The 25686-nt window shown below is 71.2% G+C and carries 26 protein-coding genes; 19 read left to right on the forward strand and 7 right to left on the reverse strand.

Going from position 1 to position 25686, the window contains the following annotated elements:
• The 4 genes from VGR06_RS35985 to VGR06_RS36000 form a co-directional block, all read left to right on the forward strand.
• On the forward strand, window positions 1-687 hold a 687-nt coding region (locus VGR06_RS35985; protein WP_327563680.1), incomplete at its 5' end, for an NAD(P)-dependent oxidoreductase.
• Window positions 684-2171, forward strand: coding sequence for an aldehyde dehydrogenase (NADP(+)) (locus VGR06_RS35990; RefSeq protein ID WP_327563681.1), 1488 nt, complete (start codon window positions 684-686; stop codon window positions 2169-2171). The genes VGR06_RS35985 and VGR06_RS35990, both read left to right, overlap by 4 nt.
• An 11-nt stretch (window positions 2172-2182) precedes the next feature.
• Entirely contained in the window at window positions 2183-3481 is a 1299-nt protein-coding gene (locus VGR06_RS35995) for a hypothetical protein (RefSeq protein WP_327563682.1), read from the forward strand.
• 162 nt (window positions 3482-3643) lie between these two features.
• Window positions 3644-4099 carry a carboxymuconolactone decarboxylase family protein gene (locus tag VGR06_RS36000; protein WP_327563683.1) on the forward strand — a complete coding sequence of 152 codons (456 nt, stop codon included), beginning with the start codon at window positions 3644-3646 and terminating at the stop codon, window positions 4097-4099.
• Window positions 4100-4385: 286 nt separating this feature from the next.
• Here VGR06_RS36000 and VGR06_RS36005 read toward each other — a convergent pair whose 3' ends face one another.
• The gene (locus VGR06_RS36005; RefSeq protein ID WP_327563684.1) at window positions 4386-5159 is read right to left on the reverse strand and encodes a VOC family protein; all 774 of its coding nucleotides are present in this window, start codon (window positions 5157-5159) and stop codon (window positions 4386-4388) included.
• Window positions 5160-5227: 68 nt separating this feature from the next.
• Here VGR06_RS36005 and VGR06_RS36010 point away from each other — a divergent pair, with 68 nt between their 5' ends.
• Genes VGR06_RS36010 through VGR06_RS36020 form a run of 3 tightly spaced genes read left to right on the forward strand, consistent with a single transcriptional unit; the run spans window position 5228 to window position 8672 of the window.
• On the forward strand, window positions 5228-6217 hold the full coding sequence (locus VGR06_RS36010; protein ID WP_327563685.1) for a zinc-dependent alcohol dehydrogenase: 990 nt from the start codon (window positions 5228-5230) through the stop codon (window positions 6215-6217).
• Window positions 6214-7926: an IlvD/Edd family dehydratase gene (locus VGR06_RS36015; protein WP_327563686.1), complete on the forward strand. Its 1713-nt coding sequence runs from the start codon at window positions 6214-6216 to the stop codon at window positions 7924-7926. The genes VGR06_RS36010 and VGR06_RS36015 overlap by 4 nt, the downstream gene beginning before the upstream one ends.
• A gap of 38 nt (window positions 7927-7964) precedes the next feature.
• On the forward strand, window positions 7965-8672 hold the full coding sequence (locus VGR06_RS36020) for an SGNH/GDSL hydrolase family protein (protein ID WP_327563687.1): 708 nt from the start codon (window positions 7965-7967) through the stop codon (window positions 8670-8672).
• A gap of 4 nt (window positions 8673-8676) precedes the next feature.
• On the opposite strand, the gene VGR06_RS36025 is transcribed toward VGR06_RS36020, so the two are convergent.
• On the reverse strand, window positions 8677-9495 hold the full coding sequence (locus VGR06_RS36025) for an IclR family transcriptional regulator (protein WP_327563688.1): 819 nt from the start codon (window positions 9493-9495) through the stop codon (window positions 8677-8679).
• 114 nt (window positions 9496-9609) lie between these two features.
• On the opposite strand from VGR06_RS36025, the gene VGR06_RS36030 reads away from it, so the two are divergent.
• The 8 genes from VGR06_RS36030 (at window position 9610) to VGR06_RS36065 (ending at window position 19699) form a co-directional block, all read left to right on the forward strand.
• Window positions 9610-10548 carry a 5-dehydro-4-deoxyglucarate dehydratase gene (locus tag VGR06_RS36030; RefSeq protein WP_327563689.1) on the forward strand — a complete coding sequence of 313 codons (939 nt, stop codon included), beginning with the start codon at window positions 9610-9612 and terminating at the stop codon, window positions 10546-10548.
• A 119-nt stretch (window positions 10549-10667) separates the two neighbouring features.
• Window positions 10668-11930 (forward strand): enolase C-terminal domain-like protein, encoded by a 1263-nt coding sequence (locus tag VGR06_RS36035; protein ID WP_327563690.1) that lies wholly within the window; start codon window positions 10668-10670, stop codon window positions 11928-11930.
• Window positions 11924-13075: a hypothetical protein gene (locus VGR06_RS36040; protein WP_327563691.1), complete on the forward strand. Its 1152-nt coding sequence runs from the start codon at window positions 11924-11926 to the stop codon at window positions 13073-13075. The genes VGR06_RS36035 and VGR06_RS36040 overlap by 7 nt, the downstream gene beginning before the upstream one ends.
• A gap of 787 nt (window positions 13076-13862) precedes the next feature.
• A complete protein-coding gene (locus VGR06_RS36045; protein WP_327563692.1) occupies window positions 13863-15029 on the forward strand; it encodes an ROK family transcriptional regulator in 1167 nt (388 codons plus the stop codon).
• A gap of 34 nt (window positions 15030-15063) precedes the next feature.
• Window positions 15064-16521, forward strand: a complete 1458-nt coding sequence (ngcE, locus tag VGR06_RS36050; protein WP_327563693.1) for an N-acetylglucosamine/diacetylchitobiose ABC transporter substrate-binding protein — start codon at window positions 15064-15066, stop codon at window positions 16519-16521.
• A 2-nt stretch (window positions 16522-16523) separates the two neighbouring features.
• Complete coding sequence (locus tag VGR06_RS36055) at window positions 16524-17453, forward strand: sugar ABC transporter permease (protein ID WP_327563694.1); 930 nt, start codon at window positions 16524-16526, stop codon at window positions 17451-17453.
• Window position 17454: 1 nt separating this feature from the next.
• The gene (locus tag VGR06_RS36060) at window positions 17455-18369 is read left to right on the forward strand and encodes a carbohydrate ABC transporter permease (protein WP_327563695.1); all 915 of its coding nucleotides are present in this window, start codon (window positions 17455-17457) and stop codon (window positions 18367-18369) included.
• Window positions 18370-18433: 64 nt separating this feature from the next.
• Window positions 18434-19699, forward strand: coding sequence for an SGNH/GDSL hydrolase family protein (locus VGR06_RS36065; protein WP_327563696.1), 1266 nt, complete (start codon window positions 18434-18436; stop codon window positions 19697-19699).
• An 83-nt stretch (window positions 19700-19782) separates the two neighbouring features.
• Here VGR06_RS36065 and VGR06_RS36070 read toward each other — a convergent pair whose 3' ends face one another.
• Complete coding sequence (locus VGR06_RS36070; RefSeq protein WP_327563697.1) at window positions 19783-20277, reverse strand: methylated-DNA--[protein]-cysteine S-methyltransferase; 495 nt, start codon at window positions 20275-20277, stop codon at window positions 19783-19785.
• 166 nt (window positions 20278-20443) lie between these two features.
• Window positions 20444-20974, reverse strand: coding sequence for a GNAT family N-acetyltransferase (locus tag VGR06_RS36075; RefSeq protein WP_327563698.1), 531 nt, complete (start codon window positions 20972-20974; stop codon window positions 20444-20446).
• 58 nt (window positions 20975-21032) lie between these two features.
• Between VGR06_RS36075 and VGR06_RS36080 the strand changes: the two genes are divergently transcribed.
• Entirely contained in the window at window positions 21033-21698 is a 666-nt protein-coding gene (locus VGR06_RS36080; protein WP_327563699.1) for an oxidoreductase, read from the forward strand.
• Here the strand turns inward: VGR06_RS36080 and VGR06_RS36085 are convergent.
• The gene (locus VGR06_RS36085) at window positions 21589-22374 is read right to left on the reverse strand and encodes a TetR/AcrR family transcriptional regulator (protein WP_327563700.1); all 786 of its coding nucleotides are present in this window, start codon (window positions 22372-22374) and stop codon (window positions 21589-21591) included. The genes VGR06_RS36080 and VGR06_RS36085 overlap by 110 nt on opposite strands.
• Before the next feature lie 43 nt (window positions 22375-22417).
• Between VGR06_RS36085 and VGR06_RS36090 the strand changes: the two genes are divergently transcribed.
• The 3 genes from VGR06_RS36090 to VGR06_RS36100 are packed head-to-tail and all read left to right on the forward strand — an operon-like array spanning window position 22418 to window position 24517.
• Window positions 22418-23008: a hypothetical protein gene (locus VGR06_RS36090; RefSeq protein WP_327563701.1), complete on the forward strand. Its 591-nt coding sequence runs from the start codon at window positions 22418-22420 to the stop codon at window positions 23006-23008.
• A complete protein-coding gene (locus VGR06_RS36095; RefSeq protein ID WP_327563702.1) occupies window positions 23005-23610 on the forward strand; it encodes a cysteine hydrolase family protein in 606 nt (201 codons plus the stop codon). Before VGR06_RS36090 ends, VGR06_RS36095 begins: the two co-directional genes overlap by 4 nt.
• Before the next feature lie 7 nt (window positions 23611-23617).
• Entirely contained in the window at window positions 23618-24517 is a 900-nt protein-coding gene (locus tag VGR06_RS36100; RefSeq protein WP_327563703.1) for a GlxA family transcriptional regulator, read from the forward strand.
• On the opposite strand, the gene VGR06_RS36105 is transcribed toward VGR06_RS36100, so the two are convergent.
• Together VGR06_RS36105 and VGR06_RS36110 are read right to left on the reverse strand one after the other, a co-directional pair.
• Entirely contained in the window at window positions 24510-25088 is a 579-nt protein-coding gene (locus tag VGR06_RS36105; RefSeq protein ID WP_327563704.1) for a class F sortase, read from the reverse strand. The genes VGR06_RS36100 and VGR06_RS36105 overlap by 8 nt on opposite strands.
• 2 nt (window positions 25089-25090) lie before the next feature.
• On the reverse strand, window positions 25091-25630 hold the full coding sequence (locus VGR06_RS36110; RefSeq protein ID WP_327563705.1) for a hypothetical protein: 540 nt from the start codon (window positions 25628-25630) through the stop codon (window positions 25091-25093).
• Between the last annotated feature and the right edge of the window lie 56 nt (window positions 25631-25686).

A 25686-nucleotide genomic window follows, 5' to 3' on the forward strand; every position in this document is an offset into this window, starting at 1 on the left:
CCGGCCGCCGCGGATGGCGAGCAGGTCGAGCTCGTCACCGCGTCGGTCACCGACCTCGCGGCCATGCGGGCGGCGTCCACGGATGTGGACGTCATCATCCATCTGGGCGGCATCTCCGTCGAGGGACCGTGGCCGGACATCCTCGAGATCAACATCCACGGAACCTACGCCGTCCTGGAGGCGGCCCGGGCCGCCGGCGTCCCGCGCGTCATCCTGGCCAGCAGCAACCACGCGGTCGGCTTCCATCCCCTTGACGGCGGTCTCGTCCCCGATCACCTGTTCCCCCAGCCGGACACCTACTACGGGGTGAGCAAGGTGACCATGGAGGCGCTCGGCAGCCTCTACCACGACCGGTACGGCCTCGACGTGATCGCCATCCGGATCGGGTCCTGCTTCGAGCGCCCCAAGGACACCCGGATGCTCACCATCTGGCTGTCCCCGGACGACGCCGGACGCCTGCTCGAGGCCGCGATCTCCGTGCCCAGCCCCGGTTTCCGCCTGGTCTGGGGTGCCTCGGCCAACACCCGCGGCATCTTCTCCCTCGACGAGGCCCGTGCGCTCGGCTACGAACCCCGGGACGACTCCGAGATCTTCGCCGGGGAGGTCGAGCAGTCCACCGGCTTCGCCCGTAAGTTCGTCGGCGGGGAGTTCTGCTCACCGGATCTGGACGCGGAGGTCGATGTATGACGAGTCTGCTCGATGTGCAGGGTTACGACCCGCGCACCGGCGCCCCGGTGGGCGAGCCGGTGCCCGCCAGCTCCGCCGAGGAGGTGGACCGCGCCGCCCGCGCCGCCGCGGAGGCCTTCCCCGCCTGGGCCGCGCTGGCCGCCGCGGACCGGGCCGCCGTGCTCGAGGCGATGGCCGACGCCCTGGACGCGATCACCGACGAGCTGGTCGCGGCCGCCGACGCCGAGACCGCGCTCGGCGAGACCCGGCTGCGCGGCGAGACCGCGCGCACCACCGGCCAGCTCCGGATGTTCGCCGACCTGATCCGCCGCGGCCAGCACGTCGACGCGATCATCAGCCCGGCCGACCCGGCCGCCGCCCGCCCGGACGTCCGCCGGATGCAGGGCCCGATCGGACCGGTCGCGGTGTTCTCCGCCAGCAACTTCCCGCTCGCGTTCTCGGTCGCCGGGGGTGACACCGCATCCGCGCTCGCCGCCGGCTGCACCGTGGTGGTCAAGGCGCACGAAGGCCACCCGCGCACCTCGGTCCTGGTAGCCGACACGCTGCGCGCGGTGCTCGGCGAAGCGGGCCTGCCCGCGGACGTTCTCGGCCTGGTCCACGGATTCGAGGCCGGTGGGGTGCTCGTCCGGCACCCGGCCATCCGGGCCGTCGGCTTCACCGGCTCACTTCGCGGCGGCCGGGCGCTGTTCGACATCGCCTCGGCCCGGCCCGACCCGATCCCGTTCTACGGTGAGCTCGGCAGCGTCAACCCGGTCGTCGTGCTGCCCGGCGCCGCCCACGCCCGCGCCGCGGCCATCGCCACCGAGTACGCCGGCTCGCTCACCCTCGGCGCTGGTCAGTTCTGCACCAACCCCGGCCTGCTGTTCGTCCCCGACGACACGGCGCTGCTCACCGAGCTCGCCCGGGCCATCGCCGGCACCAGCACCGGCCCGATGCTCAACGAACGCATCCGAAACTCCTATGTGGACACGACCGGCAGCGTGGACCTGAACCCCCTCGCCGAAGGCACCCCGGCCGACGGCGCCTGGTCGGTCACCCCCCGAACCTGGAGCGTCGACCTCGAGTCCTTCACCGCCGAACTGGACCGCTTCACCGAGGAGATCTTCGGCCCCGCCGGCCTGGTGATCACCTACTCGAGCGTCGGCGAGCTGCTCCCCACCCTGTCCCGCCTGGTTGGCAGCCTCACCGCCTCCGTCCACGCCACCGACGACGAACCCGACGCCGCGGCCGCCGTCGCCGCCGCGCTGAAACCCTTGGTAGGCCGCCTGATCTACAACGGCTGGCCCACCGGCGTCGCCGTCTGCTGGGCCATGCACCACGGCGGCCCCTGGCCCGCCAGCACCGCGCCCACGCACACCTCCGTCGGCGGCACCGCCCTGCACCGCTGGCAGGTCCCGATCGCCTACCAGAACTGGCCGCAAGCCCTCCTGCCCCCCGAGCTCCGCGACGACAACCCCCTCGGGATCCCCCGGCTGACCCAGTAACCTCCCGCGTCATGGTCGCGGTGCGGGAGGATGTGGCGGAGTCGGCGGAGCCGGGGGCGTGGCGGCGGCGGGTCGATGGGGTGCTGCCGCGCTCGGCCGGGGCCGGGCGGTTGCCGGGATACCTGGCGGCTTCGGTTGGCGCGGTTGGCTTTCAGCTGTTCACGCCGGCCGGGTTGACGCATCTGAACCATGTCTGGGCCGAGGATGGGGCTCGGTTCCTGGTGGACGCGTTGCGGGAGCCGTTGGCGGCCAACCTGGTGGCGCCGTACGGGGGATACCTGCACACGGTGCCGCGGCTGGTCGCGGAGCTGGTGTCGGTGCTGCCGCTGTCGTGGGCCGCGGTGGCGATCGCCATCGCCGTCGCCCTGCTGCGAACCGGTGTGGCGCTGCTGGTGTTCGCGGCGTCCGGGGGGTACCTGCGCGCGGTGCCGGTGCGGATCGGGTTGGCGGCACTGGTGATCGTGTTGCCGGCGGGGAACTCCGAGACGCTCGGCAACCTGGCGAACCTGCACTGGTTTCTGCTGTATGGCGCGTTCTGGGCGGTGCTGTGGCGGCCGGCCTCGCTCGGCCTGAACGTGCTGGCCGCGGCCGTGGTGTTGCTGGCCGGGTTGTCCAGCCCGCTCGTCTTTCTGCTGGCTCCGCTGGCGTTGCTCCGGCTGGCGCTGCCGGCGTGGCGGGAGCGGTTGAGCGCACTGGCCTTCGGGGTGGCGTTGGTGGGGCAGGTGGTCGCGGTCCTGCTGGGGACGCGGGCGCCGTACTCGAACGATGCCGTGGATCCGGTCCAGGTGTTGCTGGCGAGCCTGCTGCGGGGTCCGGTGGTGGCGTTCACCGGGTCGGAGCAGGTGGCGCGGGTGTACCCGAGGTTCGGTAACTGGCCGGTGCTGGCCGCGGTGGTGCTGGCGCTGGTGCCGATCGCGCTGGCGGTCGTCCGCGGCGACGGCACGCGGCGGTTCCCTGGCGTGGCTCGGCGCCGGCTACGGCGGGCTGATCATCGTGATCGTGCTGGTCGCCAACTGGAGTGTGGCGTTGCAGGTGCAGCAGCCGGGTGTGGTGCTGGCCGCGCAGCGCTACAGCGTCGCGCCGTGCCTGTTCCTGCTCACCGCGGTGGCGGCTGGACTGGATCTGGCCCACCGGCACCGCGCCACGGTGGTGACGAGCCGCGTGATTGTGGGCGTGGTCCTGTCGGTGAGCATCGGTCTGCATATATGGACGGGTGCCGGCCGGCTGAACGGCGTTCCGTGGGGGACCAGCGTCACCGAGGCCAGGCAGCAGTGCACGAATGGGGAGCCGGAAGCCAGGCTCGTCCATGAGCCGGCGGGCTGGTTCTTCGTCGTTCCCTGCGACGTGATCTGAGCGACACGCGCCGGTTGTCACGTCCGAGTACGCCGTTGCCGTCCCACGGGTGTGACCGCGGAACAGAGGTTCACGCGGGCGCGGCCGAACCGCACTGCGTCGATGGATGTGGAGGATCGATGGAACCGAGGATGAACCTCGCGAAGCTCGCCCCCGAGGCGTACCAGCACATGCTCGGGCTCGAGCAGTTCCTGGAGCGCAGCCCGCTGCCGAAGACGATCAAGGAGCTGGTGAAGCTGCGGGTGAGCCAGGTCAACGGCTGCGCGTACTGCGTGGACATGCACAGCCACGACCTCAAGCACGCCGGTGAGACCGACGAGCGCCTGTTCGCCGTGGTCGCCTGGCGCGAGGCGCCGTACTTCACCGAGCAGGAGCGTGCCGCGCTGGCCCTCGCCGAGGAAGCCACCCGGCTTGGCCCCGAAGGTGTGTCCGACGAGATATGGCACCAGGCCGCGAAGCACTTCGACGAGCCCGCCCTCGCCGCGCTCGTGGTGGCCATCGCCACGATCAACGCCTGGAACCGCTACGGCGTCACGCTTCGCCTCGTCGCCGGTTCCCACCGAAAAGCCGCCTGACCGCCCGGAACGGCTAGTAGTACGGCAGCACTTCGTGACGTGTTGGCGCCTCACGTCGGCGTGTTGGCGCGCTGCGTCGCTGTATTGGCGGCTCACGTCGGCGTGTTGGCCGATCACGAGGGCAGCACGTGACGCCCGGCCACACGCGGAACCAGAAACCGTCCACATTCCCGCCAGCGGCCAACACGCCAACGCCAGCGGCCAACACAGCGATGCCAGCGGATCTAGGCATTCGATACCGATGTGGGACCGCCGATCGTGTTCTACGGTCGGCGCATGTCCCGAGTCAGCTGGATCCTGGGTTCAGCTGGATGTGGCCGGGGGCCACTTCGGGTGCCCGCAGGCCGTGCAGGCCGATCGCTCGCAGGCCAAGGAGATCCGGTTCGCCGGCGGTTGCCTCGCCGGGAAGCGGGTCGGTGAAGCTGAAGATCTCCAGGGTCGCGGTGCCGGCGCGCAGGTTGGTGATGAGGAACCCGTGCTCGTCGCCGGGGCGGACGACCTGGCCGACGGCGCCGAAGCCGAGTCGGGTGGCGTAGCGCGCGAGGGCGTCGTCGAGGTCGGGGACGGTGATGGCGACGTGATCGAAGCGGGGCGTGCCGTCCCAGTCGCGGTCGGCGTCGATCTCCTCGCGGGCAAGCTCGGCGGACCAGAGGTTGTGGTGCTGGACGTAGCCGTGCACGAACTCGAGGCAGGCGCCGTCGGGGTCGCGGAAGAACGCGATGCGGACGCCGCCGACCGCGTCGGTCGGCGGCATGTCGAACGGCACGCCGGAGCCGGCGAGGCGGGCGGCCCAGGCGTCGGTGTCGGCGACCTTCATGCCGAAATGGCGGATGCCGCACTGCCGGTTGTCCGGCGTCCAGCCGGTTGGACGGCCGTCCGGGCCGACCTCTACCAGCCGGAGCACGGCCGGGCCGGAGCCGAGCACCGCCACCCGGTGACCGGCGGAGTCCACTGTGGTCGCGCCGGGCGCGAAGCCGAGCTGGCCGGAGTAGAGATCCAGGGACCGGTCCAGCTCGGAGACGCCGAGCTCGACGAAGGCCATTCCGCGATGTGCTGGCATGCCGCGAATCTGGTTCAGCCGACCCCGCGTTGTCAACGATGGCGTGGTTGACTGGCCGGGTGCGAGCGGTGCGGTGGCATGGCCGTGGCGACGTCCGGGTGGAAGAGGTGGCCGGGGCGCCGGCTCCCGGCCCGGGCGAGGTGCGGGTCCGGGTCGCCTGGTGCGGCCTGTGCGGGACCGACGTCCACGAGTACCGGTCCGGGCCGTTCTACACCTCCGGCGCGCCCATGATCATCGGACACGAGATCGCCGGCTGGGTCGACGCCGCCGGGGCGGACGTGCGCGGCCTGGCCGAGGGCGCGCTGGTGGGGCTGAACGGGTTGCTGCCGTGCGGAACCTGCGTGCACTGCCGGCGAGGGGCCTACCACCTGTGCCTGACCTTCGGCCACGTCGGGTTCACCGCGGCCGGCGGCCTGGCCGACCTGGTCACCGTGCCGGCGGCGATGGCGGTGCCGGCACCGGCCGGTATGGACAGTGCCGTCGCCGCCCTGGGCGAGCCGTTCGCCGTGGCCATGCACGGCATCCGGCAGGCAGATTGTCCACAAAGGACGAATTGTGTGGTGGTCGGCGCCGGCACCATCGGCCTGGCCGTGGCGATGCTGCTGCGGGCGGACGGCAACGCGGTCACCGTGACCGATGTCGCCGGGACGCGGTTGCGCCGGGCAGCCGAGCTGGGCTTCGGCACGGATGGGGGCGATCCGGCGCCGGTCGTGTTCGAGTGCGCGGGTGCGCCGGACGCACCCGCGACGGCGTTCGCCCGGGCCGAGCCGGGTGGGTTGGTCGTCCTCGTGGGACTGTCGGAAACCCCGAGCACGGTCGACTTCAGCGTCGTGGTGCTGCGGGAGATCCGGGTGATCGGCAGCATGTCGCACCTCGCCGCCGAGGATCTGGCGCCGGCGCTGGACTTTCTCGCGGCGCACGAGGACGAGGCGGCGACGCTCGTGACCGCGCGCATTCCGCTGGAGGACACCGTGACGCGGGGTCTGGACGTGCTCGCCGGTCCCGGCGGCGCCGAGCATACGAAGATCCTCGTTCGGGTGCACGGAGGTGACGGGTGACCACACGCAGCGCGCACTGGTTCGGACCAGCCGGACGGCAGGGCTTCATCCACCGGTCCTGGATGCGCAACCAGGGTTTCGGCGACGAGGTGTTCGACGGCCGGCCGGTGATCGGGATCGCCAACAGCGCCTCGGAGCTCACCCCGTGCAACGCGCACCTGCACGAGGTCGCCGCCGCGGTGAAACGGGGAGTCTGGCAGGCCGGCGGGTTTCCGGTGGAGTTCCCGACGATGTCGCTCGGCGAGCCGCTGATGCGCCCGACCACCATGCTGTTCCGCAACCTCATGGCCATGGAGGTCGAGGAGTCGATCCGGGCCAACCCGCTGGACGGCGTCGTGCTGCTGACCGGTTGTGACAAGACCACGCCCGCGCAGCTGATGGGCGCGGCCAGCGTGGACCTGCCGACGATCATGGTCACCGGCGGCCCGATGCTCAACGGGAAGTTCCGCGGGCGCGACATCGGCTCCGGCACGGATGTCTGGCGGCTCACCGAGGAGGCGCGGGTGGGCCGGATGACCGCGGCCGACCTCGCCGAGGCCGAGACGTGCATGTCGCGCAGCCGCGGGCACTGCATGACGATGGGCACGGCGTCCACCATGGCCTGCCTGGTCGAGGCGCTCGGTATGCAGCTCACCGGTTCGGCGGCGATCCCCGCGGTCGACGCCCGGCGCTCCGCGCTGGCGGCGGCCACCGGGCGGCGGATCGTGGAGCTGGTCAAGGAGGACGTGCGCCCGTCGGCCATCCTGACCCGCCCGGCGTTCGAGAACGCGATCCGGGTCAACGCCGCGCTCGGCGGTTCCACCAACGCCGTGGTGCACCTGCTGGCGCTGGCCCGCCGGGTCGGCGTCGAGCTGTCTCTCGACGACTTCGACCGGCTCGCCCGCGACGTCCCGGTGCTGGTGGACCTGATGCCGTCCGGCCGGTTCCTGATGGAGGATTTCTACTACGCCGGTGGGCTTCCGGTGGTGATGCGGGAGCTCGGCCCGCTGCTGCACGGCGACCTGCCGACGGTGACCGGGAAGTCCATTGTGGACAACGTACGCGCAGCGCAGTGCTGGAACACCGAGGTGATCCGCACCGTCGCCGAGCCGTTCCAGCCCGCCGGCTCGGGAACCGTGGTGCTGCGCGGAAGTCTCTGCCCGCGCGGGGCCGTCCTGAAGATCTCCGCGGCGTCCCTGGACCTGCTGCGCCACCGCGGCCGGGCGCTGGTGTTCGACACGATCGAGGAGTACACCGCGGTGTGCGAGGACCCGGACCTCCCGGTGGACGCCGCCACGGTGCTGATCGTGCGCAACGCCGGCCCGCGCGGGTACCCCGGTTTCCCCGAGGTGGGCAACTTCCCGATGCCGCGGGTCCTGCTCGAGCGCGGCGTCGAGGACATGGTGCGGATCTCCGACGCCCGGATGAGCGGCACCGGCTACGGCACCTGCATCCTCCATGTCACACCCGAGTCAGCGATCGGCGGCCCGCTCGCCCTGGTCCGCACGGGCGACTGGATCGACCTCGACGCCCCCGCCCGGCGCCTGGATCTCCTTGTGGACGACGCCGAGCTCGCCGCCCGCCGCGCCCAGTGGACCGCGCCGCCCCCCGCCAGCGATCGCGGTTGGGTCCGCCTCTACATCGACCACGTGCTTCAGGCCGACGAGGGCGCGGACCTGGACTTCCTCGCCGGTCGCAGCGGTGACGCGGTACCCCGCCACTCGCACTGAACGTACTTGGCGCACAAGCGGAATCTGAGGGGAGTTCGATGAGTCCGCTCTACGTCGCCCTGGGCGACTCGATGTCCATCGACGAGTACGCGGGCGGGCCTGCACGCGGGGCGGCCAGCCTGCTGCACCGCAACCGGGACGACGACTTCCCGGAGTGGGCCGGCCGAGATCTGGCCGCCGCGGGCTATGAGCTCGCCATGCTCGCCGTCGACGGCGCGACGTCGGGGACAATCGACTGGCAGCTCGGCCTTATCCCGCGCCGGCCGGACTTGATCACGTTGACGATCGGTGGCAACGATCTTCTCCTCGCCTATGGGAATGGCCCCGCCGGCCGGGCGGCCGTGCTCGATGCGATCCGCAACGTCGAGACGGCCCTGACCCGGCTGCGGGAGCGGTTCGGGGAGACGCCGAAGATCATGCTGACCACCGTCTACGACCCGAGCGACGGCGCCGGCGAGCTTCCGGGGAGCGGTCTGCCTCCGTGGCCGGAGGGGTTGGTCAGCCTGGCGGCCCTCAACGAGGAGCTGCGACGGCTGGCGGCCGGGCACCGCACGCTCCTTGCCGATGTGCACGAGCGGTTTCTCGGGCATGGGTACGGCGCCGGCGACGCGTCCGCGTTCGAGGCGCGGCCGGCCGACCGGAACCTCTGGTACTCCGGGACCATCGAGCCGAACGCGTGGGGTGCGTCGGAGATCCGCGCCGCCTGGTGGGGAGTCCTGGCCGCCGCGCGAGTGGTCGACGGGTAGGGCTTCAGCGGATGCCGGCGCGGCGGAGGGTGGTGGCGAGGTCCCGGGTGGTGGCGACGACGGCCTTGGCGATGCGGTGGACCGCCCGGTCGGAGGCGTCGTCGGCGGGTATGGAGACGCTGATCGCGTCGGTGGCGGGGATGCGGTAGTCGACGGCGGCGGCAACACAGGCGACACCGAGGGTGCCCTGCTCGTATTCGAAGGCCCAGCCACGTTCGCGGACATTGTCCAGCTCCCGGAACAGCGCCGCGCCCGAGGTGATCGTGTTGGTGGTGAAGGCCTCGAGTGTGGCCGGGAGGATCTGATCCACCTCGTCAAAGGTGAGGGCGGCGAGCAGGGCCTGGCCGAGCGCGGTGAGGTGGGTGGGCAGCCGGCGGCCGACCCGGGAGAACATGCGCACCGAGTCGCGGCGCTCGCGGCTGGCCAGGTAGAGCACGTGCGCGCCGTCGCGGCGGGCGTAGTGGGTGGTGTGGCCGACCTCGGCGCGCAGGTCCTCCAGCGCCTCGCAGGCGTAGGGGAGGGCGGGGTCGCGGTCCAGGTAGGCGGTGCCGGACAGCAGGGCGTGCGGGCCGACGCCGAAGGCCGAGCCGGTGGCGTCGGCCTCCACCCATTTCAGCTCGCGCAGCGTGCGGACCAGGGCGTGCAGCGACGATCGCGGGTAGCCCACGCGTTCCTGCAGCTCGCCGAGGGTCAGCTTGGTGGGGGAGGCGGCCAGGGTCTCGAGGATGCGCACGGTCCGCTCGGCGGACTTGACCGAGGGCACGTCGCCGAGGGGGACCGGGTCCGGGGCGATGTCGGCCGCCTGCTGGCGGGGCTGGACCATCGGGAGCCTCAATTCGACCGGTCGGCAGTTGACCCTCAGGTTAACCGAGGCATAGCTTGTCGGTGCGGTCACATCCTCAGATGATGTCCACATATGTAGACAAGGATCAGCATTGTGGCTCAGGGACAAGTCTCCGGACTGATCTCCTTCCCGCTGACCCCGTTCACCGCGGACGACACAGTGGACACCGGGGTGCTCGCCGACCACGTGGCGGCCCACGTCGCCGCGAAACCCACCGCGATGTTCGTGGCCTGCGGCACCGGCGAGTTCACCGCGCTGTCCGTTGTGGAGTACCGTCAGGTGCTGACCACGGCGCTGCGCGTGGTGGCCGGGCGGATGCCGGTGTTCGCCGGAGTCGGTGGCGGGCCGCGGGTGGCCAGGGAGTTCCTGTCCGCTGCCGCGGAGTCCGGAGTGGACGGTGTGCTGCTGCTGCCGCCGTACCTGGTCGCCGCGCCGCCCGCGGGCATCGTGGACCACGTCCGCTACGTGTCCACTGTGGCCGACCTGCCGGTCGTGGTGTACCAGCGGGCCAACGCGATCCTCGACCCGGCGGCGGCCCGGGCCCTGCTGGACGTGCCCACCGTGATCGGGATCAAGGACGGCGAGGGCGACCTCGAGCGGCTGCGCTCGCTGATCTCCGCGGTGCGTGGCAGCGGGCACCCGCGGGCCGAGGAATTCGTTTTCCTCAACGGGTTGCCGACCGCGGAGGTGGCGGTGCCCGCCTATCGGGAACTCGGCGTCGACGGGTACTCGTCGGCGGTACTGTGTTTCCTGCCGGAGATCGCGACCGCGTTCTACGCTGCGGTCCAGCGCGAGGACGAGGAGACCGTGCGCACCCTGCTGACCGAGTTCTACCACCCGTTCGCCGCGCTGCGGGACACCACGCCGGGCTACGCGGTGTCCCTGGTCAAGGCCGGCGCCCGGCTGACCGGGACGCCCGTCGGACCGGTCCGCCCGCCGCTGCGCGAGGTGACCCCCGAGCATCTGGCTCAGCTGAAGGAGATCATTGAGCGCGGCCGAGCTGCGCTGGCGGCGATCCGGGCGGTGGCATGATGAGCGGGCCGGCGGTGTCTGGACTGACGAGCAGCGCAGGGAGCGAGGAACGAGCGACCGAGCAGCGCAGGAAGGAAGACACCGCGTCAAGGCCCGCTCACGCGAGCGGAGCGAGCCGATTGAACACAGTGCTCGGCGCCATCGTCACGCCGATCGCGTTTCCCGACCCGCCGTTGCTGAACTCGAACGGGGTGCACCAGCCGTGGGCGTTGCGGTCGATCATCGAGCTGAGGTTGGGCGGTGAGCTGGTCGGGCTGGGGGAGAGCTACGGCGACGAGCCGTTTCTGGCTCTGCTGCACCGGGCCGCGGCCGCGATGGTCGGGCTCGACCCGTTCGACCTCGCCGACCTGCGCCGGCGGGTGGCCGGCGCGATCGACTCCGGCCTCGACGTCGCCGACCGGCACGGCCTCACCGGTGCGTCCAGCCCGGCCAAGACCCTGGCCAGGGTGACCGCCCCGTTCGAGGTCGCTTGCCTTGACCTGCAAGGGAAACTCACCGACCGCCCGGTGTACGACCTGCTCGGCGGACGCGCCCGGGACCGGGTTCCGTTCTCCGCCTACCTGTTCTACAAGTGGGCCGGGCACCCGGGGGCCGAGCCGGACGAGTGGGGCCCGGCGCTCGACCCGGCCGGCATCGTCGCCCAGGCGGAGAAGATGGTGCGGGAGTACGGGTTCTCCTCGATCAAGCTCAAGGGCGGGGTGTTCCCGCCGGAGGAGGAGATCGAGGCGGTCCGGGCACTGCGCGCGGCGTTCCCCGACCATCCGCTGCGGCTGGACCCCAACGCCGTGTGGTCGGTCGCGACGTCGGTCAAGGTGGCCACGGAGACCGACGGTCTGCTTGAGTACCTTGAGGACCCGACGCACGGCATCGCCGGCATGGCCGAGGTGGCCCGGCAGGCGCCGATGCCGCTGGCCACCAACATGTGCGTGATCCAGTTCGCGGATCTGCCCGAGGGGATCGCGCGTAACGCGGTTGGCGTGATCCTGGCCGACCACCACTACTGGGGCGGGCTGCGCGCGGGTCTGGAGCTGGCGGCGATCTGCCGGACCTGGGGCCTGGGGCTTTCCATGCACTCCAACAGCCACCTCGGGATCAGCCTGGCCGCGATGACCCACCTGGCCGCGGCGGCGCCGAACCTGACGTACGCGGTCGACACGCACACCCCCTGGCAGTGCGGCGTGGACGTGTTGCGCAACCCGTTGCGGTTCGTGGACGGCGCGATCGAGGTGCCCACCCGGCCGGGGCTCGGGGTCGAGCTGGACCGGGACGCGCTGGCCCGGATGAACGCCGACTACCTGCGCTGTGGCATCCGAGAGCGCGACGACACCGGCTATCTGCGGTCCGTGCAGCCGACCTACGAGCGGAAGCAGACCCGGTGGTGATCCCGGTGGCCGGGCACGCCTACCCGTGGGACGTGCTCGGTGACCCGGCCTTCGCCGACCGCGTGCTCGGGCACGGGCTGACCGAGGTGACGCTCGCCGCCGCCTACCACTCGACCCGGGCGGCGAGTCCGCTGCACCCCCGGCACCAGGTCGTCGAAGCGCCGCACGCCGCGCTGTACCGGCCGCTGAACGCTGAGACCTGGGGCGCCCGGCGGCTGCGCCCGCTGCCGCCGACCTGGATGACCGAGGCCGACCCCTTCGGCCTGGCCGTCGAAGCGCTTCGACCGGCCGGGTTGCGGGTGTCCGCGTGGATCGTGCTCACCCACAACACCCGGCTCGGCTCCGAGTTCGGCGAGGTCACGGTCACCAACTGCTTCGGCGACCGCTACTCCTACGCGCTGTGCCCGGCCCACGCCGAGGTGCGCGAATACGCCGCGACCCTGGCCGCCGAATCGGTCTCCGGCGTGCCCGTCGACGGCGTGTCCCTGGAGGCCTGCGGCCAGCTCGGCCTGTCGCACAACAGCCACCACGAGAAGACCGACGGCGCCTGGACCCCGGCGGCGAACCGGCTGCTCTCGGTCTGCTGCTGCACCGCCTGCCGCGCCGCCTGGATCGCCCGCGGCCTCGACCCGCCCGAGGTGATCGACAGCCTGCGGGCCGCCGTCCACGCTGAAGGACGCGGTCTCACCGGCGAGCTCCCGGACACACTCGCGGACGAGCTGCTCGCCACCCGGCACCGGTCCACCGACCTGCTCCGTGCCGAGATACTGGATCGCCTCCGGGACCAGGCCTCGGGCGTCCCGGTCACCCTGCACGCCCACCCCGATCCCTGGGCCACCGGCGCCTCGCCCGGCCTCACCGCCGCCGCTCCCGCCCAGGTCGACGCCATCCTGGTGCCCGCCTGGCCCACCGCTTCCGGCACCGCCGAGGACATCGCCGCCGCCACCGGCCGCGGCGCCCGCGTCGACGCCTATGTCACCGTCCTCCCCCCGGCCAACCCGGACGCACTGCCCGCCCACGTCACCCGCCTGATCACCGCCGGCGCCCGCGGCCTGAGCCTCTACCACCTGGGCCTCGCACCGAGCCAGCGGCAGCCGCTGCTGTCGCGCATCGTCGAGCTGGCGGCCACCGCCGAGGTCCCGTAACAACTCGATTGCGGTGAGCGAACAGGTGATCGGCCGGCCCCGCCCGGCGAGTTCAGAAGCGGTGGGTTGTGCGTGGGTGTGGATTTGGGCGAGTGAGGGCGCAGGGCCCCGCCGGGTTGGTCCGGTCGCGTTGGCGGGGTTGGCTGGGAGCCGTGGGGTTCCTTGCCGGCATGAACATTGCTGTCACCCACTCGTGCCACGGTGGCCCCACCAGCCCTACCCGGGCCGCGAAGCGGTCCGGCAGTCTTGGTTCTCGCCCCGTCGCCCGGGCACCGCAGGTCCACCACCGCCCCGTCCCTGCCTTCCTGAGATCCGACACCCCACCAACCGCCACCCACCAACCGGGCACGGCCGCCCACCGCACCCCAGGGCCACAACCGACGTACTTTCCCAAACACGCCGTCGGAGAAGCCCGCGTCCTTGTCGGATCTGTCGCTGCTGATCGGGCTCGGCGGCTCCACGTGCACCTACCAGGTCCGCCTCGCGGCCGTGTCCATCTACTGCACCGCCCGTCCCGGATGTCATGGTCAACACCGGCACCGACGCCCCGGTGCGGGGACCCTGCCGGTAGCCGCGCACGCGCCATCCAATGGTCTAAACCAGTAGCCCGCTGACTCCGAATCGTGTTCGGCGGGCCGGGTTGGCGATCGCGGCGCGGTAACGGTATGGTCCAGACCATTGACGTGACCGCCGACACTTCCTAGCCTCCCCGAGTTAGGAAAGTTTCCTAACTCGACTGAGAGGTCTGAACCACCGTATGCCCGGGACGCCCAGCTTGCTTCGCGCCATGAACGACAGGGCGGCGCTCGAGGTGCTGCTGGAGCGCGGACCGCTGACGCGATCGCAGCTGGCGTCGATCACGGGCATCTCGAAGCCGACCGCCTCCCAGCTCCTGTCGCGCCTGCAGGAGTCGGGGCTGGTCGTGCGGGACGGCATCCGCGAGGGCCTCCCGGGGCGCACCGCCGAGCTGTACCGGGTGAACCCCAAGGCGGCCTCGGTGGCGGGGGTGGACGTCAGCCCCGGCCACATCGCGGTACGCGTCGCCGAGATCACCGGCGAGGTGATCGGCGAGCACCGCCTGCTCACGCCGGGACGGTCCGGCGGCGAGGTCGTCGACCGGCTCCGCTCGGCCATCGCTGGGGCCTGCGACCAGGCCGGCCTCGACGTCTCCGAGTTGGGGCGCGTGGTCGTCGGCATTCCGGGGGCGGTCAACCCGGCCACGGGAAGACTCGGCTACGCGCCGCACATGTCGGGCTGGCACGTGCCGCGGCTGGTCCAGACCATCACCGCCGGCCTCGGCGTGCGGGTGGCGGTGGAGAACGACGTCAACCTGGTGGCGCAGGCCGAGCAGGCGTACGGGCTGGCCACCAACGTGGACAGCTTCGCCGTGGTGTGGGTGGGCAACGGCATCGGCATGGCGCTGATCATCGACGGCCGGCTGTACCGGGGGTGGACCGGCGGCGCGGGCGAGGTCGGCTACATGCCGGTGCCGGGCGCACCGACCGCGCGCGAGCTCGGGCGCACCGCCAACCACGGCATGCAGGCGTTCGCCGGCGGGCCTGCGGTGCACAAGATCATGCGTTCGCACGGCTTCCGCGGACACGATCCGGCGGCCGCCGTGCAGGTCGCCCGGCGCGCCCTCACCGAGGGGGGTGCCGGCGACCGTCGGCAACGGGCCCACGTCGCGCTCAGCGAGGTGGCCGCCCGGGTGGCGATGGGCCTCGCGGCCATCGTCGCCGTCGTCGACCCCGGGCTCGTCGTGCTCACCGGACTCGTCGCCCTTGCCGGCGGCGAGCCGCTTCGGTCGCGCGTCGAGCACGAGCTGCACGCCCTGTCCCTGCCCCGGCCACCGGTTCGGCTGTCTCGGCTGTCGGCCGAACCGGTGCTCGAGGGCGCCCTCGTACTCGCGCTGCGGCAGGCGCAGGACGAGCTGTTCACCTCCACAGTGCCCTGATCCCTCGCGTCCCAACGAAGGAGAAGAGAAAGAAATGTCCGAACCCAGCGAGTCCGTGCCTGGTATCGCGGACCTCTCCCGGCGGAACATGCTGCGCGGGATTGGCCTCACCGCCATGATCGCGGTTCCCGGTGCGGGAGTGCTCTCGGCCTGCGCCACCGGCGGCGGCAGCGACAACAGCTCCGGGCAGGCCCCCGCGAACACGGGCAGCGCGGCCAACCCGTTCGGAGTCAAGGAAGACGCCCCGCTCGAGGTGGTCATCTTCAAGGGCGGCCTCGGCGACTCCTACGCCACCGACGTGCACGAGCCGGCGTACAAGAAGAAGTTCCCCAAGGCCGACGTCAAGCACGTGGCGACGCAGAAGATCGCGCAGACGCTGCAGCCGCGGTTCGCCAGCGGCGACGTGCCGGACGTGGTGGCCAACTCGGGCAGCGACCTGATGGACAACTCGGCGCTGCAGACCGAGGGCCAGCTGCTCGACCTGACCCCGCTGTTCGACGCGGCGTCCATCGACGACCCGAGCAAGAAGGTCAAGGACACCTTGGTGCCCGGCGCCTACGATGCCGGAATCCTGGCCGGCAAGCCGTTCCTGCTCAAGTACGTCTACACCGCCTACGGCCTGTGGTACGACAAGAACCTGTTCGCCAAGAACAGCTGGACGGCGCCGAAGACGTTCGACGAGTTCAAGGCGCTGTGCGACAAGATGAAGTCCGCCGGGCTCGTCCCGTACGGGTACGCCGGCAGCAACGCCTCGTACTACCAGTACTGGATGATCCTCATCTCGGCCGCGAAGATCGGCGGCAACCAGGTGCTGGTCGACGTGGACAACCTGGCCGACGGCGTCTGGAAGAGCGACCCGGTCCTCAAGTCGGCGCAGGCCTGGGCGGAGATCGGCAAGCTGTACATGGACAAGAGCCACGAGGGGCTCAAGCACACCGAGGTGCAGCTGCAGCAGAACCAGGGCAAGGTCGGCCTCTACCCGTCCGGCTCGTGGCTGGAGAACGAGCAGAAGAAGGACACACCGTCCAGCTTCGAGTACGCCATGACCCCGACGCCCAGCGTCACCGCCGCCGACAAGATGCCGTTCGCGGCGATCCGGGCGGCCGCCGGTGAGGTGTATTTCGTGTCCGCCAAGGGGAAGAACACCGCCGGTGGGCTGGAGTACCTTCGCATCATGCTGTCCAAGGAGGGCGCGAAGGGCTTCACCGAGAAGTCCGGCAACATCACCGTGGTCAAGGGCGCCACGGAGGGCCTGACGCTCTCCCCGGGCAACAAGAGCGTGGCCGCCGCGCAGGTCGCGGCCGGCGACAACGTGGTCACCGACAACCGGCTCGAGGACTGGTACAAGGAGCTCGAGAAGGAGCTGCGCAGCCAGACCAACGCCCTGATGTTCGGCCGCCAGAGCGCGGAGCAGTTCTGCGAGAACATGCAGAAGAAGGCGGACGCGACCAAGGCCGACTCGTCCATCACCAAGCAGCACCGGGACAAGTAGTCATGCGGCAGGGCAAGTATCCGTTCATCATCGGCTTCCTGGCCGCGCCAGTGATCATCTACGCGGTCTTCGTGATCGGCCCGTACCTGCAGGCCTTCTATATCGCGATGACCAACTGGCGCGGTGTGTCCGCCAACGCGACGTTCATCGGGTTCGACAACTTCGAGCGGTTGTTCCACGATGACGTCTTCTGGAAGGCGGTCAGCCATCACGTCGTGCTGCTGCTTGCCCTGCCGCTGATCACCCTGGGCATCGCCCTGTTCCTGGCCTTCCTGCTCAACGTCGCGGGCGGCAGCCGGGGCGGCGGCATGTCCGGCATCTGGGGTTCGAAGTTCTACCGCGTGGTGTTCTTCTTCCCGCAGGTGCTGGCCGTCGCCATCGTCGGCGTGCTGTTCCTGCAGATCTACCGGCCGGACGGGACCGGCGTGGTGAACAGCCTGCTCGGCACGATCGGCATCGACCCGATCCGCTGGCTGACCATCACGCAGCCGTGGCCGCAGTTCAACCTGGCGTTCGCGACGATCCTCAGCGTGATGGTCTGGCAGGCCGTCGGGTTCTACGTGGTGCTGTTCTCCGCCGGGATGTCCTCGATCCCGGCGGAGATCTACGAGTCGGCGGCGCTGGACGGGTGCGGGCGGTTCCGCTTGTTCTTCCGGATCACCCTGCCGCTGCTGTGGGACACGCTGCAGGTGGCTTGGGTCTACCTCGGTATCGCCGCGTTCGACGGGTTCGTGCTGGTGCAGGTCATGTCAACCAACGAGGGCGGACCGGACAAGGCAACCACGGTGCTGCCGCTGGAGATCTGGCAGCAGGCGTTCTACCAGAGCCACGTCGGCTACGCCACGGCGATGGGTGTCGCACTGTTCTTCCTGACCCTCACGTTCGCCGTGCTCGCTCTGCGGGTCAGCCGGCGCGAGCGGATCGAGTTCTGACATGGCAATTTCCACTGTGGACACAACCACCACGGCGCGCCCGCCGGTCCGCACCACACCGGCGCGATCCCGTTACGTGCCGCCGGATCGCACCGTCTTCACCCGACTGTCGCATGTGGCCCTGGTGGTCTGGGCGATCACCGTGATCCTGCCGATCCTGTGGACGTTCCTGGGCGCGTTCAAGTCCAACACCGAGATCTTCGGCGATCCGCTCGCGTTGCCCGGGCAGTTCCGGCTCGACGCCTGGGGCCGGGCGTTCACCACGGCGCACATCGGGCAGTACATGCTGAACACGGTGATCGTGGTGGCGTTCGGCACGGCGGGCACGATGCTGCTCGGCTCGATGGCCGCCTACGTGCTGGCGCGGTACCAGTTCTTCGGCAATCGGCTGATCTACTACATCTTCGTGTCGGGCCTGGTGTTCCCGGTGTTCCTGGCGCTGGTGCCGCTGTTCCTGGTGGTGAAGAACCTCGGCCTGCTGAACACGCACACCGGCCTGGTCCTGGTCTACATCGCGTACTCGCTGCCGTTCACGGTGTTCTTCATGGCGGCCTTCTTCCGCACCCTGCCGACCTCGGTGGCCGAGCAGGCGATGATCGACGGCGCGTCGCACACCCGGACGTTCTTCCAGATCATGGTGCCGATGGCCAAACCCGGGCTGATCAGTATCACGATCTTCAACGTGCTCGGGCAGTGGAACCAGTACCTCCTGCCGGTCGTGCTGCTGTCCGGCGGCGTGCAGAACAAGTGGGTGCTCACCCAGGGCATCGCGAACATCAACACGAGCGCCGGGTACGAGGCGGACTGGCCGGGGTTGTTCGCGGCGCTGAGCCTGGCGATCATCCCGATGATCATCGTATACGTGATCTTCCAGCGGCAGATTCAATCGGGCCTCACCGCGGGGGCGCTCAAGTAGGCGCATCAACGTCATGCGCGCAACGCATCACCGGATGTCGGTGCGCCCGGCTAGGGTCGGTCGCATGATGACTTACTTGGGGAAGTTCGGCCGTCGCGGTGCGCTGGCGGCGGCCGTGCTGGTTGTCAGTACCGTCTTCGCCGCACCGGCCGCGGAGTCATCGCCGGGCTGGGTGGGCACCTGGGCGTCGGCCCAGCAGGAGCCGACCGAGATCTTCGGGGCGAACTGGTCGGCCACCGGGTTCGCCAATCAGACCGTGCGCCAGGTCGTCCGGGTCAGCGCCGGCGGTTCGGTCGCCAGGGTCCGACTGTCCAATGTGTACGGATCGGTGCCGCTGCGGCTCGCCGGCGCGGCCATCGCCGAGGCCGGTGCCGGGGCGTCGGTGCGTCCGGGAACGTTGCGCCCGCTGACTTTCCGGCACGCCCGCGGCGCCGTGGTGCCGGCCGGGCGGGAGCTGGTCAGCGACCCGGCGGTGCTCGGGGTGGCGCCGCTTGCGCGGCTCACCGTGTCGCTGTACTTCGCCGAGCCGACCGGCCCGACGACGTTCCACGGCAACGCCGAGGCCACCAGCTACCGGGCCGCGGGTGACCAGCGGTTCAGCGCGGACGGTACGGCGTTCACCGAGACCACCCAGTCCTTCTACTACCTCACCGGAATCGACGTGACCGGCCGCGCGCCGCGGGGCGCGGTGGTGGCGTTCGGCGACTCGGTCACCGAGGGGGCGCTGTCCACGCCGGACGCGAACAACCGCTACCCGGACGAGCTGGCCGAGCGGCTGGTCGCCGCGGGCCGGCCGCTGACCGTGCTCAACGAGGGCATCAGCGGCAACCGGGTGCTGCGTGACTCGCCGTGCTTCGGGGAGAGCGCGCTGCACCGGTTCCAGCGCGACGTGCTCGACCGGCCCGGGGTGCGCACGGTGATCGTCATGGAGGCGCTCAACGACATCTTCGACATCGCCGGCATCCCGTTCGGCCCCAATTGCAACGCCCCCAACCCCGACCTGACGGCCGAGCAGCTGATCGAAGGTCACCGCACCCTGATCCGCGCCGCTCACGCCCGCGGCATCCGGATCATCGGCGGCACCGTGACCCCCTTCAAGGACAACCCCTACGGCGTGGACACCGCGCAGGGCGAAGCCATCCGCCACACCCTCAACCACTGGATCCTGACCAGCCACGAGTACGACGCGGTCGTCGACTTCTCCGCCGCCGTCAGCGACCCGGCCGACCCGGACCTCCTCCGCGCCGACCTCGACAGCGGCGACAAGATCCACCCCAACGACGCCGGCTATCACGCCATGGCCGCCGCCATCAACCTCAACACCCTCTAACCCGGCGAGTCCCTGGTTCAGGCACGCGAGTTCGCGGTTCCGAACCGCGAACTCGCGTGCTGGAAACGGGGACTCGCGGTGGTTTAGAAGAGGGTGGGTGGGAGGTGGCCTTCGAGGGTGAGGAGGCGGCGTTTGGACTCGACGCCTTCGCCGCCGCTGAAGCCGCCGAGGCCGTCGCCGGCGACCACGCGGTGGCAGGGGACGATGATCGGGATGGGGTTGCTGCCCATGATGGTGCCGATGCCGCGGGGTGGGATCCGGGTGGCGCTGCGGCGGGCGAGCTCGCCGTAGGTGATGACCTGTCCGTAGCGGACGGTGTGGTAGAGGGTGCCGAGAACCTGTTGCTGCGCCTCGGACATCAGGCGCCAGTCCACGGGGACGGTGAACTCGCGGCGGGTGCCGGCGAAGTAGGCGGCCAGCTCGGTCAGGGCCGGGGCGATGCGGGACGGAGCGTCGACCACGGGGAGGCGGAGGCGGCCGGTGATCCAGGCGCGGTTCCGCGGCGTGTCGGCGAAGCTGGTCGCGGCCACGCCGACCTCGGTGACGGCGACCAGCACGTCACCCACCTCGGTCGGCACGCTGCCGAGCGCGACTGATCCGCCTCGCAGTCCCGCCTCTCCGGAATTTTTGATGTGGTTGCCTACCAGCGGATGCTGCGGTTGGCAGGTTTGATTGTGGCTGGCCGCCGTCACGTTCCCCTGAGGTGCGGTTGGCAGGGGGCTACCCAGAAATTCGTCCGGCACGCTAGTCGAGGAGGTCGCTGGGGCGGATCCGGAAGACCTGGAGGCGCAGGTCGTAGTACTTGGTGGTCTCGCCGACCCATTCCATGCCGACCCGCTTGGCGGTGCCGATGGCGCGGGTGTTGTTGGGGCGGGCGACGGCGAACAGCTCGTCGATGTCCTGGGTGAACGCCCAGCGGGCCAGCCCGCGCGCGGCCTCGGAGGCGTAGCCGTGACCCCATTCCTCGGGGCGCAGCTGCCAGCTCAGCTCGAGGTCCTCCTCGAACGGCGGCAGCAACCGGATCGCGAGGCCGCCGATGGCCCGGCCGCTTTCCTTGTGCTGCACCGCCCAGCGCCCGCGCGGCGGGATCATGTTCGGCTGGTCGGAGACCCAGGCCTCGAGCACCGATCGCATCGCGGACAGGTCGTCGACCTGGCCCATGGCGGGCGTGAGCCAGCGGGTCACCTCGCCGGCTCCGTAGATCGCGAGCGCGGCCTCGGCGTCATCGACCGTCCACGGCCGGATGATCAGCCGCTCGGTGGTCAGCGGGTCCATGCGTCCACGGTACGTCGTGTCAGCCGGGGCCGAAGCGTCGCGGCCCTACGGTGGCCGCATGGACCCGATCACGACGCTGTCCGACCCCGCCTTCGAGGTCCCACCCGTACCGGACGCGCCGCGCGGGATCGCCTGGCTGCGGGCCTACGTCGCCCGGTTCAGCCGGGGCACCGACCATGCCCGCCGGAGGGCGCTGGTCACAGCAATCCTGGACCCGGTCGACCCCGGCGTGCTGCGCAAGCGGGCGGCGGAGCTGGCGGCCGGACGCTCGGCGGACGTGGCTCGCGCCGTCACCGTCGAGGTGTTGGCCGAGGCGCTGGGCCTGGCCGTGCCGGCCGACGCGGTGATCACGGTTGGCCGGGCCTACCACCCGCACCTGGACGCCGCGCCGGACACCGACGCGGCGGTCACCACGCTGGTCGAGGCGTGCGGCGGAACGTGGGACGAGGCCACAGCCGCGCGGATCGGGCTGCTCGTGCAGGCCTGTGACGCCACGGCCGCGCTGGTCGGCAACGCGCGGCGGCGCACCGGGGACGTGGACACGGCGGTGGCCGGCACGTTGCGCGACGATCCACCGGTGCGGGTGACGAGGCGGGTCCGCGACGGCGAACCGGTCACCGTCGACCTCGGCGGGTTGCCGTTCGGTGCCGGCCCGCACGCCTGCCCCGGCCGTGACCATGCGATCGCCATCGCCTGCGGAATCCTCGAGGCCGGGGTGCGATGAAGGCGGCCTTCCTCACTCCCAGCGAGAGAAAGGACGCCTTCGTCGCCCTATCGGATGAGCAGGGTGCGCAGTGTCCTGAGCCACCACTGCTCGACCCGCTCCGGCGTCCACCGGTGAGCGTGGCGTAGGTGTCCACTGTGCACAGCGCGGCGTAGGTGTCGCAGGCCAGGCTCACGTCGACGCCGGACCGGAAAGCCTTGGCGGGCCAGGAGGAGAACACCTGGCGGCGTAGGGTCTCGCCGCGGTCGCGGCCGTCCTGGTAGGCGGCGGCGAGGTCGGGCTCGGTGCGCGCGGCCTCGCGGAGGAGGCGGATCACATCCGCGCCGCGCTCGAACAGGCGGCGGTCGAAGGCGACCATGGCCGCGAGCTGGGCCGGTGGATCTCCTTGCGCGGCCTCGAGTTCGGCGAGCTGCCGGGCGACGTCGGCGGCCAGGTCCACGGCGTCGACGAGCGCGCCGGCGAGGCCGGCCTTGCCGCCGTAGGCCTTGTACACCGTGGGTTCGGAGACCCGGGCCGCCTTGGCGATGTCGCGCACGGTGGTCTGGCCCCAGCCCCGGCTGGTGAACAGGTGCCGGGCGGCGGCGGCGATCTCGGCACGGGTCTGGATCGCCTGTTCGCGGCGGCGCGGCGCGTCGTACGGCCGGCGCGGCTCGGATTCCCCTTCGGCCGTTGCCAATTCACTTCTCGCTCTGCCAGATGCCGGGGCGCCGTCCACGGATGTGGCGGCGTACTTCGTTGCGAACGCCGCCACCGTGCAGACGGGATCCGCGCTCGCGGCACTGGCCTGGCTGCTGATCGCCATCTTCGGAGCTGGCGCGTATGCAGCGATCGGTCCGGCCGAGCGGGAACGGGGCGAGGCATGGTCCACGGTCGGCGTCATCGGCATCGCGATGCTCAACGTCATGTTTGGCGCGGTGACCGCCACCCGGATCGCGCTCGCCGCAGGTGACCCCTCGACCGCGACCCTGTGGCACCTGCACAACGCGTTCTTCACCGTCAACAACGTCTCGCTCGTCGTCACCCTGGTCGGCTTCTCCGTCGGTGGCGCCCGAACCGCGCTCCTGCGCCCCTGGCACGCCGCGCTGGGTCTGGTCAGCGCGGCATTGATTTTTGGGTCGACCGTCCTCGGCGCGTTCACCTCCGGCGGTGGCCCCGCGGGCGTCTCCCTCGTCGGGTTCGCCGGGTGGCTGCTCTGGTTGGCCTGGCTCGGCACCTTCGGCGTGCTGCTGATGCGTGACCGGATCCGTCCGCAGGAAGCCCCGATCGTGCCTGTCGAAGCAGGTCGCCGGCGGCCAGACTCCTCGGTATGACCACGGCGCTGATCGTCATCGACGTCCAGGAGTCGTTCCGGCAGCATCCGGTCTGGCGGCTCACCTCGAACCCTGACATCGTGCGCAAGGTGAGCCGGCTCGTCGAGCACGCCCGCGCGAACGGTGACCCGGTGATCTGGGTGACGCACGCGGAGCCGGGCAGCAACACGCTGTTCGACCCGGCCCTCGGGCACGTCCGCCTGATCGACGGGCTGCACCAGCGCGCGGACGAGCCGATGATCACCAAACGCGCGCACAACGCTTTCACCACAACGAATCTGCAGCTGCTGCTCACCACCAAGGGGATTCGCGACCTGACCATCTGCGGCATCCGCACCGAGCAGTGCTGCGAGACGACCGCCCGGCTCGCCGCCGACCTCGGCTACCGGGTCACGTTCGTCACCGACGCCACCGCGACGACCCCGATCGCGCACCGCGACGCGCCGGCGCACCTCACCCCGGAGGAGCTGATGGCCGATCCGCGGACACTGCAGGTTTCCGAGATCCTGGCCAGGACCGAGTACGCGCTGGCCGGGCGGTTCGCCACGATCCGCACCGTGGACGAGCTGACCGGGTCCGTCGCCGCCGTGGGGGTAGGCTGACCCGATCGTGATCCACGTCGTCCTCGTGCTGGTTCCCGGCGTGCACCTGCTCGACCTCGCCGGGCCGGCCCAGGCGTTCTCCTCGGCCGACGACGCCGGCTACCGCTACCGGCTCAGCTACGTCGCCGAGACGCCGGAAGTGCTGACCACGCAAGGACTTCCGGTGCGCACCGAGGTCGAGTGGCCGGAGCTGACCGCGGCCGACCTGATCCTGGTCCCGGGGTGGCGCGGGACGGCGTTCGCGACCACGCCGGTGGGTCCGGACATCCTGCGGCGGCTGTACGAGCACCACGCCGCCGGCGGGACGGTGGCCAGCGTGTGCGCCGGCGCGGAGGCGCTGGGCCGGGCGGGGCTCCTCGACGGCCGGCGTTGCACCACGCACCACGCGCTGCAGGACGAGCTGGCGCTGCGGTACCCGCGGGCGAAGGTGGTGCGCGACGTGCTGTACACAGTGGACGACCGGGTGGTGACCTCGGCCGGCATCGCCAGCGGGATCGACCTGGCGCTGCACCTGATCGCCACCCGGCACGGGCCGGGCGCGGCCGGCCGGGTGGCCCGCGACCTGGTCGTCTACGCCCGGCGCAACGGCGACGAGCCGCAGGCCAGCGCGCTGCTGCGGCACCGGTCGCACCTCAACGAGGCGGTGCACCGGATCCAGGACGTGATCGAGGCGCGGTTCACCGACCGGCTCAAGCTCGCCGACCTGGCCGCCGCGTCCGGGGTCAGCGAGCGGACCGTGACCCGGCTGTTCGGCCGGGCCACCGGCCTGACTCCGTTGCGCTACCAGCACATCCTGCGCCTGGAGCGGGCCGCGCACCTGATCGGCCACGGCGCCACGGTGGAGACCGCGGCGCGCGCCGTGGGTTTCGAGGACGCCCGGATGCTGCGCCGGCTGCGGGCTAGGTGACGAGTTCATCCGCGTACACGATGATGTTGTCGAGGTAGCTGCCGGCCTTGCGGTCGAACGCGCCGCCGCAGGTGATCAAGCGCAGCACCGGGGTTTTCGTGTCGCTCCAGATCTTGCTGGTCGGCAGGGCGGTCTTGGCGGTCTGCTCCTTGCCGGTGACGGTGAACGTGGTGGTGCGGTCGGCATAGTGGACACTCACCCGGTCGCCGGGCTTGAGCTCGCGGAGCCGGTGGAACACGTCCGGGCCGTGCGCCTTGGAGTCGACGTGGGCCAGCACGACGGCGGGGCCGGGCTGGCCGGGTTTGGGACCCTTGTCGTACCAGGCCGCGACGCCGAAGTCCGGGGTCTGCATGGCGCCGTCCGGCTTCAGGCCGACTCCGACCAGGGGCGCGTCCACGCCGATGGCCGGGATGGTCACCCGGGTCGGCGCGCCGAGCTCGGCCGGTGGGGTGGTGGTGGTGGCCGCGCCGGCCGAACCCGCGGTGGCGGACCGGTCGAGCTGGATCGCGATGGTGATCGCCACGGCGGCCGCGACCACGGCGGCCGCCGCGATTCCGAGCAGGCGTCCCATGCTCATCGCCGGCGCTCGGACCGGGCCAGCCAGAAGCCACCCGCGCCGGCGACCAGGATCAGCACGGCGAGCGCGGGGATCACCCAGAACAGCGCGGTGGGCGCGGACTCCGCGGGGCCGCCGCCGGTGTCGATGCGGTTCGGCGTGGGGACCGGCGGGTCCGACGGCGTGCCGGGGTGCTTGGGGGTGACCGGCGGGTTGGTGCTGGTGATGACGGTCGGGGTGGTGGGCGTCGTCGTGGTCGTCGGCGGCTTGCAGGCGTCCGGGTTGATCGTGCACGGGGCGATCGTGGGCGGCTGCGTGCAGGGGTGACCGGGCAGGGCGAAGCACGGTTCGAGTGTGGGCGGCAGGCACTTCTTCACGCACGGCTCCGGCTTCGGCGGCAACGTCTGCACGGTGGGCGGGGCGAACCCGGTCGGGCCGACCGGCGCGGTGGGCGCGGCGGTGCTCGGCTGGACGCCGAGCAGCAGCGCGCCGAACAGGACCAGGCCGGCGACGGCGACCGGCCGGACGAGCCAGCTGAAGTCTCGGGAGCGGTTCACGGTTCCTCCTCGGTGACGGTGGTGTCGCCGGGTAGGAGCAGTGACCGCTACAAGGC

This window comes from Actinophytocola sp., assembly GCF_036002505.1.
Classification (GTDB): domain Bacteria; phylum Actinomycetota; class Actinomycetes; order Mycobacteriales; family Pseudonocardiaceae; genus DASYTH01.

Excerpts from the sequence above, each read along its gene's own strand:
- VGR06_RS36055 (WP_327563694.1), top strand. The coding sequence starts at position 16,524 with ATGCGGCAGGGCAAGTATCCGTTCATCATCGGCTTCCTGGCCGCGCCA.
- VGR06_RS36000 (WP_327563683.1), top strand. The coding sequence starts at position 3,644 with ATGGAACCGAGGATGAACCTCGCGAAGCTCGCCCCCGAGGCGTACCAG.
- VGR06_RS36005 (WP_327563684.1), bottom strand. The coding sequence starts at position 5,159 with ATGCCAGCACATCGCGGAATGGCCTTCGTCGAGCTCGGCGTCTCCGAG.
- VGR06_RS36080 (WP_327563699.1), top strand. The coding sequence starts at position 21,033 with ATGGACCCGATCACGACGCTGTCCGACCCCGCCTTCGAGGTCCCACCC.
- VGR06_RS36025 (WP_327563688.1), bottom strand. The coding sequence starts at position 9,495 with ATGGTCCAGCCCCGCCAGCAGGCGGCCGACATCGCCCCGGACCCGGTC.
- VGR06_RS35995 (WP_327563682.1), top strand. The coding sequence starts at position 2,183 with ATGGTCGCGGTGCGGGAGGATGTGGCGGAGTCGGCGGAGCCGGGGGCG.
- VGR06_RS36105 (WP_327563704.1), bottom strand. The coding sequence starts at position 25,088 with ATGGGACGCCTGCTCGGAATCGCGGCGGCCGCCGTGGTCGCGGCCGCC.
- VGR06_RS36045 (WP_327563692.1), top strand. The coding sequence starts at position 13,863 with ATGAACGACAGGGCGGCGCTCGAGGTGCTGCTGGAGCGCGGACCGCTG.
- VGR06_RS36060 (WP_327563695.1), top strand. The coding sequence starts at position 17,455 with ATGGCAATTTCCACTGTGGACACAACCACCACGGCGCGCCCGCCGGTC.
- VGR06_RS35990 (WP_327563681.1), top strand. The coding sequence starts at position 684 with ATGACGAGTCTGCTCGATGTGCAGGGTTACGACCCGCGCACCGGCGCC.
- VGR06_RS36075 (WP_327563698.1), bottom strand. The coding sequence starts at position 20,974 with ATGGACCCGCTGACCACCGAGCGGCTGATCATCCGGCCGTGGACGGTC.
- VGR06_RS36065 (WP_327563696.1), top strand. The coding sequence starts at position 18,434 with ATGATGACTTACTTGGGGAAGTTCGGCCGTCGCGGTGCGCTGGCGGCG.
- VGR06_RS36095 (WP_327563702.1), top strand. The coding sequence starts at position 23,005 with ATGACCACGGCGCTGATCGTCATCGACGTCCAGGAGTCGTTCCGGCAG.
- ngcE (WP_327563693.1), top strand. The coding sequence starts at position 15,064 with ATGTCCGAACCCAGCGAGTCCGTGCCTGGTATCGCGGACCTCTCCCGG.
- VGR06_RS36020 (WP_327563687.1), top strand. The coding sequence starts at position 7,965 with ATGAGTCCGCTCTACGTCGCCCTGGGCGACTCGATGTCCATCGACGAG.